The 16,355-nt window shown below is 61.0% G+C and carries 11 protein-coding genes and 2 pseudogenes; 9 read left to right on the top strand and 4 right to left on the bottom strand.

Annotation, left to right across the window (positions count from 1 at the left end; translation table 11 throughout):
* Window positions 1-128: 128 nt before the first annotated feature.
* The 5 genes and pseudogenes from JQ624_RS30550 (at window position 129) to JQ624_RS30530 (ending at window position 9,412) form a co-directional block, all read left to right on the top strand.
* Window positions 129-2,276 (top strand): TIGR02594 family protein, encoded by a 2,148-nt coding sequence (locus tag JQ624_RS30550; protein WP_212422622.1) that lies wholly within the window; start codon window positions 129-131, stop codon window positions 2,274-2,276.
* An 88-nt stretch (window positions 2,277-2,364) separates the two neighbouring features.
* Entirely contained in the window at window positions 2,365-2,802 is a 438-nt protein-coding gene (locus tag JQ624_RS30545) for a peptidoglycan-binding protein (RefSeq protein WP_212422621.1), read from the top strand.
* A gap of 314 nt (window positions 2,803-3,116) precedes the next feature.
* Window positions 3,117-4,766, top strand: coding sequence for an SUMF1/EgtB/PvdO family nonheme iron enzyme (locus JQ624_RS30540; RefSeq protein ID WP_212422620.1), 1,650 nt, complete (start codon window positions 3,117-3,119; stop codon window positions 4,764-4,766).
* Window positions 4,767-4,929: 163 nt separating this feature from the next.
* Window positions 4,930-5,081: pseudogene (locus JQ624_RS30535) on the top strand (transposase); the annotation flags it as partial.
* Window positions 5,082-5,167: 86 nt separating this feature from the next.
* Window positions 5,168-9,412, top strand: a complete 4,245-nt coding sequence (locus JQ624_RS30530) for a TIR domain-containing protein (RefSeq protein ID WP_212422619.1) — start codon at window positions 5,168-5,170, stop codon at window positions 9,410-9,412.
* Between the two features lie 8 nt (window positions 9,413-9,420).
* Here JQ624_RS30530 and JQ624_RS30525 read toward each other — a convergent pair whose 3' ends face one another.
* Complete coding sequence (locus JQ624_RS30525; RefSeq protein ID WP_212422618.1) at window positions 9,421-10,401, bottom strand: FecR domain-containing protein; 981 nt, start codon at window positions 10,399-10,401, stop codon at window positions 9,421-9,423.
* 347 nt (window positions 10,402-10,748) lie between these two features.
* Here JQ624_RS30525 and JQ624_RS30520 point away from each other — a divergent pair, with 347 nt between their 5' ends.
* Both JQ624_RS30520 and JQ624_RS30515 read left to right on the top strand, forming a co-directional pair.
* Window positions 10,749-10,892: a hypothetical protein gene (locus JQ624_RS30520; protein WP_212422617.1), complete on the top strand. Its 144-nt coding sequence runs from the start codon at window positions 10,749-10,751 to the stop codon at window positions 10,890-10,892.
* On the top strand, window positions 10,864-11,211 hold the full coding sequence (locus JQ624_RS30515; protein WP_212422616.1) for a type VI secretion system tube protein Hcp: 348 nt from the start codon (window positions 10,864-10,866) through the stop codon (window positions 11,209-11,211). Before JQ624_RS30520 ends, JQ624_RS30515 begins: the two co-directional genes overlap by 29 nt.
* Here JQ624_RS30515 and JQ624_RS30510 read toward each other — a convergent pair.
* Complete coding sequence (locus JQ624_RS30510) at window positions 11,181-11,642, bottom strand: cupin domain-containing protein (protein WP_212422615.1); 462 nt, start codon at window positions 11,640-11,642, stop codon at window positions 11,181-11,183. The genes JQ624_RS30515 and JQ624_RS30510 overlap by 31 nt on opposite strands.
* Window positions 11,643-11,750: 108 nt before the next feature.
* On the opposite strand from JQ624_RS30510, the pseudogene JQ624_RS30505 reads away from it, so the two are divergent.
* Window positions 11,751-13,314, top strand: a pseudogene (locus JQ624_RS30505) (winged helix-turn-helix domain-containing protein).
* Window positions 13,315-13,537: 223 nt separating this feature from the next.
* Here the strand turns inward: JQ624_RS30505 and JQ624_RS30500 are convergent.
* Together JQ624_RS30500 and JQ624_RS30495 are read right to left on the bottom strand one after the other, a co-directional pair.
* Window positions 13,538-13,858 carry a 6-carboxytetrahydropterin synthase gene (locus JQ624_RS30500; protein ID WP_212422614.1) on the bottom strand — a complete coding sequence of 107 codons (321 nt, stop codon included), beginning with the start codon at window positions 13,856-13,858 and terminating at the stop codon, window positions 13,538-13,540.
* A gap of 297 nt (window positions 13,859-14,155) precedes the next feature.
* A complete protein-coding gene (locus tag JQ624_RS30495; RefSeq protein WP_212422613.1) occupies window positions 14,156-14,761 on the bottom strand; it encodes a hypothetical protein in 606 nt (201 codons plus the stop codon).
* Window positions 14,762-14,875: 114 nt separating this feature from the next.
* Here JQ624_RS30495 and JQ624_RS30490 point away from each other — a divergent pair, with 114 nt between their 5' ends.
* On the top strand, window positions 14,876-15,784 hold the full coding sequence (locus JQ624_RS30490) for a hypothetical protein (protein WP_212422612.1): 909 nt from the start codon (window positions 14,876-14,878) through the stop codon (window positions 15,782-15,784).
* Window positions 15,785-16,355: the final 571 nt, after the last annotated feature.

Genomic DNA, 16,355 nt, shown 5'->3' with positions numbered 1-16,355 from the left:
ACTTGCGACGCGCCACTGCTGACGCTGCGACACCTAACTGAAATCTTATTTGTGATCTCGTTCATACGAACGATGACCGCAGGGGCCTTAGAATAGCAAAGAGAAAAACACCGGTCAGGAGATTTCTCATGGCTCGCGTGATCGATGTCCTGCGGCAAGTCGCATCGAAAGCAAGCCCCGGCTACCTGGCCGCGTTCGACAGCGGGGACTCGCTGCTCCAACAGCACCAGATCACTACCCCCGATCGGCTCGCGCATTTCCTAGCGCAAATCCTGCACGAATCCGGCGGTTTGACTCTTGAGCACGAGCACATGAGCTACAGCGCGGAACGGCTACTCCAGATCTTTGGCCCCGGCCGGCACTCGGCGGCGATCACACCAGCCGAGGCGCAGCGCCTCGCCCGTGATGAGCGGGGCATCGCTGAACGCGTTTATGGCCTCGGTAATCCGCGGAAAGCGCAGGAACTTAACAACAAGAATCCGGGCGACGGCTTCAAATATCGCGGCCGCGGCCTTATGCAGACTACCGGCCGTTGCAACTACCGCCGCATGGCTCAGGTTTGTGGCGTCGATTTCGAGGACAATCCGGATCTGGTCTTCTCGCCCCAGCACGCGCTGAAACCAGCGCTGGTTGAATGGTCCGAAGCGGGGCTGAATGTCTACGCCGACAATAACGACATCCTGGCCATCTCGCGCGCCATCAACTGCGGCAGCCCGAAGTCGAAGGCGATCCCCAACGGGATGCAGGACCGCGCTACCTGGTTTGCGAAGGTCCGGCCGCTAGTCGATCATATCGATTTCAGGACGGATACGACGGCCGAAATCAAGTCGACAACGACTCAGACTCAAGGGATAGGCGAGCCTCGATCGGAGCTCGGTTCGGAAGGTGCAATTGCCGACCTGTTGGGAGAGCAGATCCTTCGGGTGCGCGACGAGGGCCCCCTTGTGCGCGCGGTGCAACTCGCGCTCGCCAGGCTCGGCTATCCCCTGCGTGGAAGCGCTAGCTTTGCCGACAGGACGCTGAGCGCGGTGAAGGATTTCCAGAAGACTCATGGCCTTGAGGTGGATGGTGAGATCGGGCAGGAGACCGCCAAGGCGATCGACCGCGCACTCGCAGAGCGAAGCTCCACAACGGCAGCTTCTGCCTCCACCATTTCCGGGCTCATCGGAGGTCGCATTCTGCGCGTCGGGGATGCAGGGGCAATCGTACAGGCCGTTCAGCTTGGGCTCGCCCGGCTCGGTTATCCGCTCAAGGGTACCGGCAATTACGGCCCGGCGACCGAGCAGGCAGTGCGGGATTTCCAGGCACATCACGCCCTCGAGGTGGACGGCGAGATGGGACCGGAAGTCGCCACCGCAATCGACCGTGCGCTTGCGGCACTCAAGCACCCCGCTCCGCCCTCGCCGCAGGTCGATTCGGGCCGCTCTCCGGTGGCGGCGGACATCCCAGTAGTGGTAGCGCAGTCCGCCGCCACCGGCCTGTTGGCGGAACTGGTCGGCAACACTGTTCTCGCCCTGGGCGATCAGGGATCAGCGGTCAATGCACTTCAGCGCACGCTGGCGAAGTGCGGCTATGAGCTGAGAGGCAGTGGCTATTTCGGCGGAGCCACCGAAGCCGCTGTCATGGATTTCCAGGAACGGTGCGGCCTTGAGGTGGATGGCGAGGTCGGTGCCGAGACAATTCGAGCGCTTGACCAGGCGGTGGCGGCGGCGCCGCGTTCCACGGTGCTCTCGCAGGACCAGCAGCCGCCTCAGCCGCCACCCGGGACAGACACACGGCCTCTGTGGGTGATCGAAGGTCTGAAATGGCTGAACTTACGGGAGGGACGAGGCGAGGCCGAGAATCCCGATATCCTGAATTGGGCAAGAGACGAGGGAGGCGCGATTGCGAGGGATTACAAACATGATGCGATCCCCTGGTGCGCGCTGTTCGCCAATATGGTGCTGACCAAGGTTGGTATCAAAGGCACCGAGACCCTGTGGGCCCTCGATTGGGACAAGTGGGGCCAGAAGCTTCCCGGTCCGGCTGTCGGTGCGTTTGCGCCGATGAAGCGCGAAGGCGGTGGACACATCGCAATCGTAGTCGGGCGTGACATGCACGGCAACCTCATGTGCCTGGGCGGAAACCAGAGTGACACCGTAAGTATCATTCCATTTCCGGTCGATCGGCCGCGAAGCTTCCGCTGGCCCGTTGGCGTAACGGCACCGTTCAAAGCCGGCTTTGAATCTCTGCCACTGATGAGATCGGACGGACAGGTTTCGGCCAAAGAGTCATGAACACGAAGTAATTACACAGCCTGTAACAGTGCAACGATGAGGCCGCCGTCTGCGGTGCAACTCCAATTCCTGACCAACGGAGGATCCCATGGAAATGGCCCTGCTTATCAAACTATTACCAATCGTGTTCCGAGCGATTAACGTCGCGCCACAAATTCAGGAAGCGATGCGAATTGGAACGCCGATCGTTAAGGCCGTGGAGGAAAACGCGGGTGATCTCCTGCCCTTATTGAAGGAAATCGGTAAAGAAAAATTTCCAGACATTAATGAAAAATTTGCGCCGGCGGCAGCCGCCTCGACGATGTTTGATCCCGTCAGGATAAAGTGGCTTCAGACCGCGCTGAACGTCCTCGGTGCCACCCCGCCGCTCGATGTCGATGGCGAGTACGGTCCAATGACGAAAGATGCCGTCCTGCTGTTCCAAAAAGTCCACGACCTTGTGGCCGATGGCTGGGCTGGTGATACCACTCACGCCGCGCTGCAACTGGCGCTTGCCAAGAAGCCACTAGCCGCAGCACAAGCGTAAATTTCTCGGCGAGGGAAGCATCTGTGTATTCGCTCGTACTCGTCGCGATGTGACGCTGGGCTTTCATCGCGGTGAACACGCACAAAACACTACAGACGTGCTGGTGGCTTAGCAGCGCAGTCGTTCTCAATATTATTCGCCATAACACAGTCGAGGAAAGTGCAATTCGACTCTGCCAACTGGATCGGCTATTCGGAACTTGGTCCAAGGCAGGGGCAACTAACTGCTCAATCTGCAATGGCTGCTTCAACAAAGTCATTCTATAATGACTATAGTGGCGTTGGCTGACGGAACGACCGTGACGTGGAGGGGCTATGGCCCCCAAGGTTTTCATTTCTTATCGTCGCGACGACAGCGCTGGCCATGCTGGCCGGGTGCACGACCGACTGGAACGGGAGTTCGGTCGCAATTTGTTGTTCATGGATGTTGACTCCGTTCCGCTCGGCGTCAACTTCGTGAAGGTGCTCGGCGAGGAGATCGCCAAGTGCGACGCGCTCTTGGCAATCATCGGCCCGGGCTGGCTTGACGCCCGCGATGAGAATGGTAATCGCCGCCTGGATAACCTCAATGATTTCGTGCGCATCGAGATCGAGACCGCGCTGTTGCGCGGAATCCCCGTTATTCCGATCCTGTTGGAGGGTACTCGGGTTCCGAAGGCGGACCGTCTCCCGGATGGCCTCAAAGAGCTGGCTCTGCGGAACGGGGTCGACGTCCGACATGCCTCCTTCCTCGATGACATGGAGAGGCTTATTCGCGGGTTGAAGGGCCTGCAGTCACCACAAAAAACTGACCCGGCTGCGCCCTCCCGCGTGGATCGCGACAGTGCTGAAGGCGGCGTTGCGGATTCGACGACCACTCACGCGCAAGCTGGCAAACAATTGCGGCTGGCCGTGCGGTCGGTAGGGTTTGTCTGGCTTGGGGCGGCAATGGGAGCCCTTGTATTCGCCTGGGTAGCCGCTGATCAGGCGGGCGTCCTTAGGCTTTGGCCGTCGCGCCCCGCCAAGACGGCATCAAGCGAAGGCTTGAACGGGAAGGTGCAGGCTGACCCGGCAGGGAGGAACAAAGCTGAGAGCGACAAGGGGACCGGTGTGGAGCCAAAGGGCCGAGAAGAGGATGCCGCACGAAGCGACCCCGCCCTGACCGTGGAGCCGGGTTCGGGCCAGAGCTTCCTCGACCAGCTGACCGACGGCAAGCCGTGCACTACGTGCCCCGAGATGGTGGTGGTGCCGGCGGGCAGCTTCATGATGGGCTCGCCGGTGAGGGAATTGGGCCACGACGACATCGAGGGCCCTCAACGCAAGGTCACCATTGCGCGGCCGGTTGCGGTGGGCAAATACGAGGTGACGTTCGCCGAGTGGGACGCGTGCGTGGCTGACGGCGGCTGCAAGCAGAATCCCGACGATGAGGGCTGGGGCCGCGGCAAGCGCCCGGTGATTAACGTGTCCTGGGACGACATCACCAAGGAATACTTGCCCTGGCTGTCGCGCAGGACCGGCAAGACTTATCAGTTGCTGACCGAGGCTGAATGGGAATACGCGGCGCGGGCTGGAAGCACGACGCGGTTTCACTTCGGCAATGACGAGAAAGACCTCTGCACCTACGGCAACGTTGCCGACCTGACCGCCAAAGAGAAGAACAAGGAGTGGACAGTTGCGAATTGCTCGGACGGACATGTCAACACGGCTGTCGTTGGATCTTTCAAGCACAACGTCTTCGGCATCCACGACATGCACGGAAACGTGTGGGAGTGGGTGCAGGACTGCTTCAGGGACAGCTACGCAAGCGCGCCGGTCGATGGCTCCGCCGTCACATACGGAGATTGCACCAACCGTGTCGTGCGCGGCGGTTCCTGGATCGGCAATCCATCGGGCGTCCGATCCGGAAGCCGCTTCCTTATCACCCCAGATGTCCGGGACAACTGGGTCGGCTTTCGTTTGGCCAGAACATTAAATCATCGCCCGTAAACCACGTGGCAATGAGGTCGGGTCTGGTAATTCTCGTCTACAGTGTCCGCGTTATGTCCGGTTAGGGGTAATCTCGGAAATGCCGGTTGTCCGGTTGGAGGCGTCGGTTTGGACATGATTCAAGCGTCCAATCGGAGCCTCTAATCATGCAGTATGAACTCCCGGGATTCCCTGTGTTGATGATCGGCGCGTCCTGAACGCTATCTTTTGGGTTTCGCGCTCAGGTGCTCGCTGGCGCGATCTGCCGGAGACCTATGTTCCCCGCACCACTTGCTATAATCGCTTCGTTCGTTGCCGCAGGCCGGCATATGGGATTGCGCGCCTTAAGAGCCCCTCTGATACGGCAATGGCCTTGCCTCTGACCCCTGAAAAGCTCCAATATCTAGTGACGAGGCTGGGTCATGGTAACAGCGAATACCCCTCCCTGTCTGTTTCTAAGCCATTCAGGCGCCGACAGTGATGCCGCGCGCGAACTGAAACGTCGCCTTCTCGATAGTCCCGATGCTCGTGCGGCTGGGCTGTTGATATGGCTAGATAAGGACGACCTGAGTGCCGGAATCGGCTGGCAGGCTCAGGTCGAAAACGCGATCAGCAAGAAAACAACGGCCTTCGCAGTCCATATCGGCGCCAAAGGCGTCGTGAATTGGGTCGATTCGGAGGTGCGGCTTGCGCTGTCGCGCGCGACCGGCACGACGGACTATCCGTTCATCCCCATCCTTTCCAAAGAATGCGGGGGAGCCGCCGCGCTCCCTCCGTTTGCGCAGCAGTACCACGGAGTTCACGACCCGCTCAACAACCCCGAGGAATTTTCCAAGCTGCTGCGCGCCGTGCTCGGCCGCTCGCCCAGCGAAAAAGCCGTCGCTCTCGAAAATCCCTTCGTCGGACTAAAGTCGATGACGGAGGCGGATGCGGATCGCTTCTTCGGCCGCAACGAGGAGATTACCAAGATTGTCGACAAGCTTAAGTCGCACCGGCTGATCGCGGTCGTCGCGGATAGCGGCGCGGGCAAGTCCTCGCTCGTCCAGGCCGGGCTTATCCCGGCGTTCCGCGGCGGTAAGCTCTCCGACATGGCGGGCCGCGAGCCCGATGACCGGCTCTGGCACGTTGTCGTCATGCGTCCCGGCCGCGATCCGATCGAGGGCTTGAAGCGAGCTGTGACAGAAGCGGCGGAGCGGCTCGGCCGCTCGGCAGACGAGTGCGCTGGTTTGCGCAAGCGGGTCGATCTCGAGGACCCAAGCGAGACCGCGTATGCGATCCGCTGCGATCTGCCGGTCGGCAAGACGGAAACATTGCTGGTCGTCGACCAGTTCGAGGAGTTGCTGACCGAGACCATGGAGACCGTGCGCGCACCGTTCGTCGATTTTCTCATAGCGCTCGCCGGCGGTGGCAGATTCAGGATCGTTCTGACGCTACGGGCCGACCATTTCAACCTGTGCCGACCACTAGCGAACCTGTTCGAGCATTTGACGCGCGACAATTATGACGCCGTATTGCGACTTCGGCGTATTACCAACGAAGGAATTGCCGAAGCGGTCCGCAAGCCCCTTGCTCTGGCGGGCCATACGCACGTTGTTGAACAGGACGCAGTAATCGCCTCGATCCGGCGCGACATCAGCGATCGCCCTGGCGATCTTGCGCTGGTGCAGATGGCGCTCTACGCAATGTGGCAGATGCACAAGGCCGACGGCGTCGGCCTGCTTGTCGCCTATTCTCAAGTGGGCGGTGTCGCCGGCGCTTTAGCACATGAGGCCGAGAGCGTTCGGAAGCATCGTCTTAACGCGGACGAGCGTGAGCTCCTCGCAGCCGTGTTCGTCCGGTTGGTGCGTCTCGGCGAGACCGGCGGCGCGACGCGGCGCCTCGCCGATCTGGCCGATTTCGATGCGCGGCGCCACGCGCTCGCTGCGAAGCTAGCGAGCGAGGACTGCGGACGTCTCCTGCTCGCCAGCGAGGCCTCGATCGAGGTCGCCCACGAGGCATTGATCACGCAATGGCCATGGCTGCAGAATGCGTTGCAGCAGGCCGCCGCGGACATGCGCGTCCTCGACGGCCTGATGGACAAGACGCGTCGGTGGGTTTCGAGCGGATCGCGCGCGGCAGAGCATCTCGCCGCTGGCGCGGAACTAGCGGAATTTGCCGCGCTGGCCGCGCGCCAGCCCGATTGGCTGTCCGGCGCCGAGCGTGATTTCGTCGCCGCAAGCAGCCGTGCCCACACAAGGACAACGTTCGTAAAATACGCAGCCGTCGCTGCGTTGGTCGTCTTTGCGATCGGGGCCGCATCGGCGGCGTTCGTCGCAAATAGTGCCCTGAAGCAAAGTGGTCAGGCCCGCCAGGCGCTCCTTAAGGCCAATGATGAAATGCGGGTCAAGATCGGCGAGCTACAGGTCATGCAGTCCCGTTTGCTCGCCGATCGCGCGAACCAGGCTACCGGCGACGGCGATGCAGCAACGGCGATGCTTCTCGCGCTCGAAGCGCTGCCGGACACACAGAGCAACAAGCAGCGGCCCCCCGTACCGGAGGCGGATGAGGCGCTGTTCAAAGCCTATCATGCTCTTCGGGAGACGGTCGTATTGAAAGAGCATGCAGGTCCGCTGTGGAGCGCGCGGTTCACGCCGGATGGCAGGCGGCTGGTGACAGTGTCGGACGACGGCACGGGACGTGTATGGGACGCCCAGACTGGCGCGCCGCTTTTCGAGCTGCGCGGGCATCGGGGGCCGGTGCGATCTGCCGAATTTAGCCCCGACAGCCGATACGTGGTCACGACCTCGCCCGACACCACCGCGCGTGTGTGGGACGTCGAAACAGGCCGAGAGATCGCGATCCTTGAAGGGCACAGCAAGAATGTGTTGAGGGCAGCGTTCAGTCCCGACGGTCGGCAGGTGGCCACCGCGTCCTTCGACAACACAGCGCGCGTGTGGGAGGCGAGCAGCGGCAAGCAGATCCACAACCTTGACCAGCATACCGGGCCCGTGCGCGATGCCATCTTCACGCCCGACGGTAAGAACATCCTCACGATCTCCGATGACCGGACAGCGCGTCTGTGGGACGCCACGACTGGACAATCCATTCGTGTGTTCGAGGGGCACACCGGTCCAATCCGCTCGGCGACCTTCGCGAAGGATGACTCAGACACGGGCATCCTGCGATACCTGTTGATGACAGCCTCCTCAGACAAGAGCGTGCGTTTGTGGGCTCTCGATAGGAACGAGCCGATCGATACTTTCTCAGCGCATGACGCAGACGTGTGGAGCGTTGCCATAAGTTACGACGGCCGGCAAGTGGTGACGGCATCCGATGATGGGACAGCCCGCACCTGGGAGAAGGTGGGGACGGCGGGGTGGGCTGTACGGGGTTACGTTTCTCCAAAAGTGAGCCGCCGTCTTGCGGGGCACACCGAACCCGTGCGCTTCGCGACGTTCAGCCGCGACGGCAGGAACGTGGTGACTGCATCTGACGACCGCACCGCTCGGATTTGGGACGCGCGAACAGGCGAACTGAAGGCGGTTCTCAGGGGACATACGGGACAGGTGCGGACTGCTGTATTCAGCCCCGATGGGACGCGGGTTCTGACCGCGTCGGCCGACAATACCGCGCGGTTGTGGAATGTCGAGCTGCAAGCCGACACATTGAGTGTGGTCCTCAAGGGAGGCGGTGAGGGACTCCGGACTGTCGCCTTCAGCCACAATGGACATTTGGTCTTGACGGGCGCCGCCGACGGCTCCGCCATCATCTGGAACGTTCAAACAGGCATGCCGGGTACCCTACTCCGCAAACACGACGCGCGCGTGTCAAGTGTCATGTTCAGTCCCGACGGTAAACGCGTGGTCACCGGATCCTACGACGGCATGGCTCGCATTTCGGACGCACAAACGGGCAACGAACTCGCGATCCTCAAAGAACACAATGGACCGGTCCGCAGCGCGGTGTTCAGCCCCGATGGCTTGCTGGTTGCGACGGCCGCCGACATGGCGCGTTTGTGGAACGCAAAAACAGGCGAGATCGTGGTGCGTCTGGTCGGTCACCAAGGAGAAATTCACGCCGTTGCATTCACGGCCGACGGCAAACACGTCGTCACGTTGGGTGCCGACCACACGTTTCGTACGTGGGACACTCAGGGGAATGAGGTCGCGCAGAGCAAGCAGATGGGCCAGGATCATGAGGCTGGAACGCACAAGATTGCCATCAGGCCGGACGGTGAGGAGGCAGTGACCGTCGGTGGCGACAACACCCCTCGGCTGTGGGATGTGAAGACCGGTGGGCTTCTAGCGATGCTTGAGGGTCATCAGGGCTCGCTTTTCGGCGTCTCCTACAGCCCGGACGGCAGAAGGATTGCAACGACATCGGCTGATAACACCGCGCGCATTTGGGACGCCGATGCGCGCAAAACCGTCGCGGTGTTGGAGGGAGTGGCACCGATGTGGGACGCCGCATTCAGTGCCGACGGTGAACGCCTTGTCACCGCGTCCGAGGACGGTACCGCCCGCATCTGGCCTGTGTTTCCGACAACGCAAGCGCTGGTCAATCAGGCAAAGAGCACGGTGCCGCGCTGCCTCACGGTGGACCAGCGACGGCGGGCCTTCCTCGAACCAGAGCCGCCGGCGTGGTGCATCGCGGAGAAGAAGTGGCCGCCCTACCAACCTGCTAAATAGAGACGGCGTTATCGGCAGATCCTCCGGCCGTAGTAGAAGACGCAGCGCACGGGCATATATCCCGGTGTATATATTGGCCGCGGGCGTGGATAAGAAAGCACGTAGGGCCGGCGGATGATGTAGGTCGCTCGAGCGTCGTACGGACGAGGGTAGTAACTTGGCCGCTGCGGCACGACTCGTTCTTCGACTATCGGCCGTCGCTCTTCGACTACCCGCGATCTCTCCTGGACCATCCGCGGCCGTTCTTCGACTCGCCGCGGTCGGCTCGGTTGAACGTCGACACGTCTTGTCCTGGAGACCGGCGGCTCTCGCTGCGGAGGCTCAGGTGGACTGTAGGTCAGATTTATGGCGCAGCTCCGACCGCTCGCGCTCAGGCATCGGTCCGCAAAGTCTGCCGGTTCGGGGGCGCCACGCGCAGGTCCTTGCAGCCCATTTGCGGTCACCAGCACCACATCGCCGGCGTTGACGAGCATTTTGCACGTCGGCTGCAGGTCGTTGGTGCAGACGTTGACACGTCCTTGTCTCAATATCACAAAGGTCCTCTGCCAATCGACAAACAAGTCGAACACCGTGCCTATCGGCGTCACGCTGGCGGTCGGCGTCTTGATCAAGTAAGAGTTCGAGTCGCCGCTGGTCCAGCGCACGGCGCCTTCGCCGGCGCTCACGATGATACCCTTGACGGATTGATCGGGGTTGTAGACCAGACGATCGATCCGGATCATGGTGATTGGCCCGACCGCGAGAGCCGTCCGGTCGACGAGCAGAATGCGCGCCTGACTCTCGACCGCCGTGCGGATGAATTCATTTTCGTAGACGTCGTCGCCTTCGGCTTTCGAACCCCACGCTTGTTCGCTGGACTGTCGGCCCGCGACATCGTGCACGATCTGCACGGCATCGCCGACACGGACGCTTGCCGCCTGCGCGCCCGTTACGTCGATTATTCCGGCAATGATGAAAGACAAAGCAGCGGCACACTGGAGGCGAGACATGTTACCCTCCTATAAGGCCTGTGCACTTGAACGCACATCATAGCAGGGCACAAACAGGCGGCGTGTGAAACATTTCACAGGTAGCGCATATTGGTGATGCAGAATAAACGAGAGCCCAGATCGTTCGGGAAGCTGCCATTTGCTCAATGCTCAGGATTAGCCCTAAAAACTGTTCTTGCCTCCGTCGCGCTGTGATGGAATCATCGATCCGCTTAGGTTTCGATCACGATCTACGGAATGTAAGACCCGTAATGGCGAATTTTTGTCGGCGAGACAACGAATATTGCTGCACTCGAACTACGGCGTCGAGTGCTCTAGGGAAAATTGTTGCGTCAGGAGCGCATCCCATGGCCCTTACTTATTATCTGGCGATCGACGGCTTCTTTGGTGATTCGACCGGCGACACTAACAAGGGCGCGTTCGACGTCATTGGCTACAGCTTCGACGTAAGCGCGGTCCTCAGTGCAGCGACCGGAGGCGGCCGACCTTGACCTCAACTCCGGCCTGACGGCGCTGCGCAAGGATGCCGCGACCGGCAAGCACATTCCGTCGATCGAGCTCAAGGGTGTCTCGTCCAATGGACAGACGTTCTATGATCTCAGGCTCGGCGACGTGGTCCTGACCGCCTATCACGACACCAACGGTGGCCACGACATGCTGTCATTCAGCTACCAGCAGGTCAGCCTCACCACTTGGCCGCAAAGGTCCGATGACAGTCTCGGCACCCCGGTCACCTTCGCGATGGGCCAGAAAGCGGCCATCGAAGCTGGGATGGAGGCTTACGCGCGTGTTGTCAAAGTCGAGAGCTGATCCGTGTCGTAGCGATCTCGAAGATCAGCAAGCGCCTTGGGGTCCGGCGCACCCTGCGCCGCGAGTTTCGCGAGCTCTTCGAAATAATGCTCATGGCCGGGCGGAGAAACGGTCATCAGCACGCGAGCCGGCTTCTCACTGACATTCGTGATGTTGTGCGGCACCCCCGGCGGGATGAACAGATAGGTTCCGGGCGTTGCGCGGATCGTCCTGTCGCCGACATGCCACTCACACTCGCCCTCGAGCAGGTAGAAGGTCTCCTCCTGCAGCCGGTGAACATGCCGCCCGGTGGCGAACCCCGCCGGGATCGTCCAGTCGAACATGCTTGTGTGCCTGGTGTTTTCGCCGGTGACGAGGAAGACCATAGGATGACCACGCAGTATGACCCCCTTCTTCTCATCGGGCATACGAATGACGGCATCGGCGCTCATGTGATCCTCCATTGACCAAATGCCAATTTCTGCAAGCACTTGTGCAACATCGGCCGTCCGTGCCGAGAAGTCGTGAATCCGTTCCCAAAAATTTGCTAAAAGCGTCGAATGACAGTCGGGAGTGACCACTACCAGTTCGGCCCGTTCCGCCTCGACCCGGAGGCGGGCATTCTATACCGCGGGGCCGAGCCGACCATGCTTGGGCAGCGCGCCGTCGCGCTGCTGCGCCGGCTGCTCGAAAACCCGGGCGTACCGGTGTCCAAGGACGCCCTGGTCGACGCCGGCTGGGGCGGATTGGCGGTTGCCGATAACAATCTAACGGTTCAGATCGCAGCCTTGCGCCGGGTGCTGGCGGACGCGGCGGAGGCCGGGAGCTGGATCGAAACGCTGCCGCGGCGCGGCTATCGGTATGTCGGACCGGCCGTTGTCATCAATGTTCCCGATGCGTCGGCTGCCGCCCTCGCCGCGTCGGCACCGACATTGCCCGAAAAGCCCTCCGTCGCCGTTCTGCCGTTCTCGAACCTGAGCGGCGATCCGGAGCAGGAGTATTTCGCCGACGGGATGGTCGACGACATCATCACCGGTTTGGCACGCATAAACTGGCTTTTCGTCATCGCGCGAAAACTCGACCTTCACCTACAAGGGCCGCGCCGTGGACGTAAAGCAGGTCGGCCGCGAGCTTGGCGTGCGCTATGTCCTCGAAGGCAGTGTGCGGAAGGCCGGCGACAGCGTGCGCGTGACGGGCCAAATGATCGACGCGTCGACCGGCGCGCACGTGTGGGCCGAGCGCTACGACCGCAGTTCCCACGATATTTTCGCGCTTCAAGATGAGATCGCGCTGTCGGCGGTGGGCGCGATTGCGCCAAGCGTGCGGAAAGCGGAAATCGAACGTGTCAGGCGGAAACGACCTGACAGTCTCGATGCCTACGATCTCGTGCTGCGGGCCCAACCTGACGTCGATTCAGGTATGCCGGAGCAAGTGACGAGAGCGCTGGCACTTCTTGATCGTTCGATCGCGCTCGAGCCCACTTATGCGCTTGCGCATGGTAATGCCGCGATGTGTCACCATTGCTTGTTCCTTCGCGCCGGGCTGCAGGAGATCAACCGTGCTGCTTCGATCCGCCACGCCCGCTCCGCCATTGTCTATGGACAAGACGATGCGCTCGCTCTGACGTGGGCCGGATTTTCCATCGGCATGGATGAGCACGATCGCGCCGCTGCATTCACAGCATTGGAAGCCGCCCTCGCCATCAGCCCGTCATCGGCGCTGACCTACATTCTCGGCAGCGTGATTTTCGGATGGGGCGGCGAAGCCGAACGCGCAATAGATTGGAGCGAGCAGGGTATGCGGCTAAGCCCGTTCGATTCCTGGGCGTGGGCCGCGTTTGACGCGCAAGCAATGAGTCATTTGTTGCGCGGCCGCTACGAGGAAGCTTGTCGTGCGGCCTACAAATCCGTTCAAGCCAATCCGGCACACAGCATCACTTACGTGCAATTGGCCGCCGCATTGGCCAAACTTGGCCGGTTCGACGAAGCGAGGGCGGCCGCTACGCGTGTGCTCGAGCTTCAGCCGGCCTTTCGCTACAGCCGCCAGTTTGCGGGCGTGAACTGTGCCCCAGCGCTTGCGGAAGCCCTTGGTGGGGCGTTGCGGACCGCCGGGCTGCCAGAATAGCGCGGCGTGCGGCTAGCTTATGTCTTCTGATCGGCGACGACCTGCAAAGACCCGCGCGAACCGAAGGGGCGTGTTTGTCCGCGATGCGCCGTTGGTCAAATTTAGAATGTCCGCCAATGGAATGGTCGATTTTGCCATGTCCGCTCTCTCGTCAGCTTTCCCCAACACCGGACATTGCGCGCTGGCTATCTGGATATCCGAATGGGCCGGCGTGCGGTTGTGGTCACCGGCCGTGATATTTGGCCCAGCAGTCCGCCGTTTCGTAGACCCGAACAGCCGAGATTTGCTCAAGACCCGGCTTCAATCGCTCCCATATCCAGACCGCAATATTCTCGGCGGTCGGGTTCTCCAGTCCCTCGACGTCGTTCAGGCACCTGTGGTCCAGCGCGTCGACGACGCCGGCGAAGCATTTTTCGATATCAAAGAAGTCGGTGACGAAACCCGTGTGCGGGTCCACTGGTCCATCCAGATGAACCTGTAACCTGAACCCATTACGGGTCCGCGTATACGTCTCGAAGCCACTTAGGAATGTCTGCGGATGCATGCTTGAAACGCGAGCGTTTCGACGGTCAGAACGTTGTTGTCCCTTAAGACAATCGGAAGCGCTGGCGTGTTCGTGCGTTCGACGTCCACGAAATTTCGCCAGAGTCCACCGACGTATATTTTACCGATACTCGACAAGTAGTGGCGCGGCCACTAAAGCCATTGATTTCATGGCGCGCCAACTGCGAACTTATATGTCATTGAATTGCTGTATAATTGCGATCGATTGGAGCGCCACCTCACCTGCCACGTCCCCCAACTCGGCGAATAGGCGGCGCAAAACGCGCCCGTGGCTCTCTCACATCCGCCCAGCGTCCTTGAGGACCGCGATCGTCCGCAATGCGATATCGCGCATCAATCCGATCTCCGTCACATCCCGTCCGTCGGCGAGCGCCTTTGCAACGATCGCGAGTTCGCGCCAGCATAGATCGGCGGCCACAGGCGCCTCACGCATCCACAGAGCCGTCCGCAATACAATGTCAGCCCATCTGTCACGATGTCGTGCAATAACGCTCTGCAATAGATAGGTAGCAAGTTTGGTGCGATCACGGCCGCCGGCGCGCTCCACCGCTTGAGCGACCTGCGGGTCGTCCTCAAACCAGGATTGTGCGACGGCCTCCAGCTCGGCAAGTTCGTTGCTCTTCCGCAGCACCGAAGCGAGCGTGGCGGGCTCACACATCGCCTTGGGGACCTCGGCGATCAGCCCGGCGAGCGTTTCACCAAACGCCATGCGCGCGGGTTGCCAATCGGCACCGCCGATAGTTTCGGCGACTTGGAGCAGGCCGAACGGCGGCGCTTCCCGTTTCTCAATACTGAGCGCCAGTTCGTGCGCCACGATGCGATCGAGATATGATCGGGATACGGCAAGCGTAGGGGTTTCCATCCCAGCGGCGGCGAGACTCATCTCGATCTGGCGGCGCGATTCCGGTTCGCCACTCCATGCATCCGCGATCCCTCCCTTGATCAGGACCGATGATATTCGCTTTTTCCGTCCAACCGGGGATATCAGAAGGAATCCTTGCGCTGTGGCTCCATCGACGGCGGTGGCGACAATTGCCTCTATGGTGCCAGCCTCCCATGGTGCGCAATCGATCCCAGCCGCCCGCGCCTTGCGGATAACCGTGTCGACCGCGGCTCGTTCCTTCTCGGGTCGCCAATTGCGCATCGTAATCAGCCGCCGAACCTCGGTCGACGTCAGCGAGGCTGCGACCTGCGCAAGCGCTCCGGCAACCGCCCGGCGCACAGTCGAATCTGGATCGAGCAGGAACAGAACCGCGGCGCCACGCGCTTTGGGGATGCCGGCAAGCGCCAGGCCCACGGCCAAGGCGCTACGGGTTTCCGCCGGCATGGCATGACCGCTTTCGATCAGCGAGCCGACGGCCAGGAATGGATCGCCGTCGCACGCTTCGAGGATGCCGGCGAGAGCGGCGCGGACGTCGGTCGGAAGCGGTCCATCCTGGTTCCGATCAACGAGCTGATTTGTCGACGCCGCGGCAAGCTCTGGCGACGCAGGGATTTTCGACTGATGCAGCGCTCCTCCCACAAAGGCAAGCATGCGGCCGTCGACGTTTCCGGCATCGACCTGCGCGACGACGTCGGCCTGAAAATCCGCGATCAGTTTGGCTGCGTCCGCGTAACCGCGATCGGTGCGATAACGAAGATGCTCGAGCAGCCGCTGCAGCAGAAACAGATAACCGATCGCAAGCGGCTCATCCTGGCCGGCCGGAGGCATGTGGCGAGCCGCGCCTGTGAAGGCGGCAAAGATTTCGCGCGGGGAGCTTTCGCAGTACCGATCGAAGGCATCATTGAACGGGGGCGGTCGACCCTTAGCGATCGCCTGCGCGATCCGTCTCGCATGCTCATCCGTCGGCGAGGATTTTGGCTGGGCTCGGCTCATCGAGGTGCCTCCGCGAATCATATGCAATGATAGCCGGGAGTTGGTCTCGTTCCTTTCAAAGCCGGCGATATCCACGCACAAAATCCACCCTTGGACAGGCTGAAAGGAATTATCCGGCTTCCTTTCGATTGACGAATTCCCGTCGATGGGATCGCCGGTTTTTGCGGAAGGGACCACTTTGATAGCCGCGGTCTTCCCACTCCGCGCCGATCGTAGAGTGTCGATCTCGGCTACGATCTCCGCGCACTCGCGTTCCAGTGCCGTGAGCCGCGCCACGAGTTCGGCAATTCTGGCGTCCATTTGCGTCATCGTGAAGATTAGCTTGCGCCAACGTTATCCAACATCAGCTTGACGCAATTTGGCTTTGCCCGATAGCTGCGCAAGGAGGAGGCCGCACAATGGCAGATCCAAGCCCATAGTTCGCAATTTTATTCTGAATGGTGGCAATTTGGCGCTCCTAAGGAGCGCCTCATTGTTTTTCGAGGCGTTTCAGAATGGCCGCCCAAACTGGAACGAGGAGAAGCTTCGATTCATAGCGGGTGGTGTCCTCGCCGTTATAAGGCGACGGTCATGCGTCCGAATTGAATAGTGCTTCGCATTG

Origin of the sequence: Bradyrhizobium sp. AUGA SZCCT0283 (assembly GCF_018130385.1) — a bacterium.
Lineage (GTDB): Bacteria > Pseudomonadota > Alphaproteobacteria > Rhizobiales > Xanthobacteraceae > Bradyrhizobium.
Note: the sequence above shows the minus strand (reverse complement) of the source record. Positions and strands in the feature narration are given on the sequence as shown.

Bases quoted from the DNA above. Each gene is read 5' to 3' on its own strand.
- JQ624_RS30510 (WP_212422615.1), bottom strand. From the start codon at position 11,642: ATGAGCGCCGATGCCGTCATTCGTATGCCCGATGAGAAGAAGGGGGTC.
- JQ624_RS30550 (WP_212422622.1), top strand. From the start codon at position 129: ATGGCTCGCGTGATCGATGTCCTGCGGCAAGTCGCATCGAAAGCAAGC.
- JQ624_RS30520 (WP_212422617.1), top strand. From the start codon at position 10,749: ATGGCCCTTACTTATTATCTGGCGATCGACGGCTTCTTTGGTGATTCG.
- JQ624_RS30525 (WP_212422618.1), bottom strand. From the start codon at position 10,401: ATGTCTCGCCTCCAGTGTGCCGCTGCTTTGTCTTTCATCATTGCCGGA.
- JQ624_RS30545 (WP_212422621.1), top strand. From the start codon at position 2,365: ATGGAAATGGCCCTGCTTATCAAACTATTACCAATCGTGTTCCGAGCG.
- JQ624_RS30530 (WP_212422619.1), top strand. From the start codon at position 5,168: ATGGTAACAGCGAATACCCCTCCCTGTCTGTTTCTAAGCCATTCAGGC.
- JQ624_RS30500 (WP_212422614.1), bottom strand. From the start codon at position 13,858: ATGCATCCGCAGACATTCCTAAGTGGCTTCGAGACGTATACGCGGACC.
- JQ624_RS30540 (WP_212422620.1), top strand. From the start codon at position 3,117: ATGGCCCCCAAGGTTTTCATTTCTTATCGTCGCGACGACAGCGCTGGC.
- JQ624_RS30495 (WP_212422613.1), bottom strand. From the start codon at position 14,761: ATGAGTCTCGCCGCCGCTGGGATGGAAACCCCTACGCTTGCCGTATCC.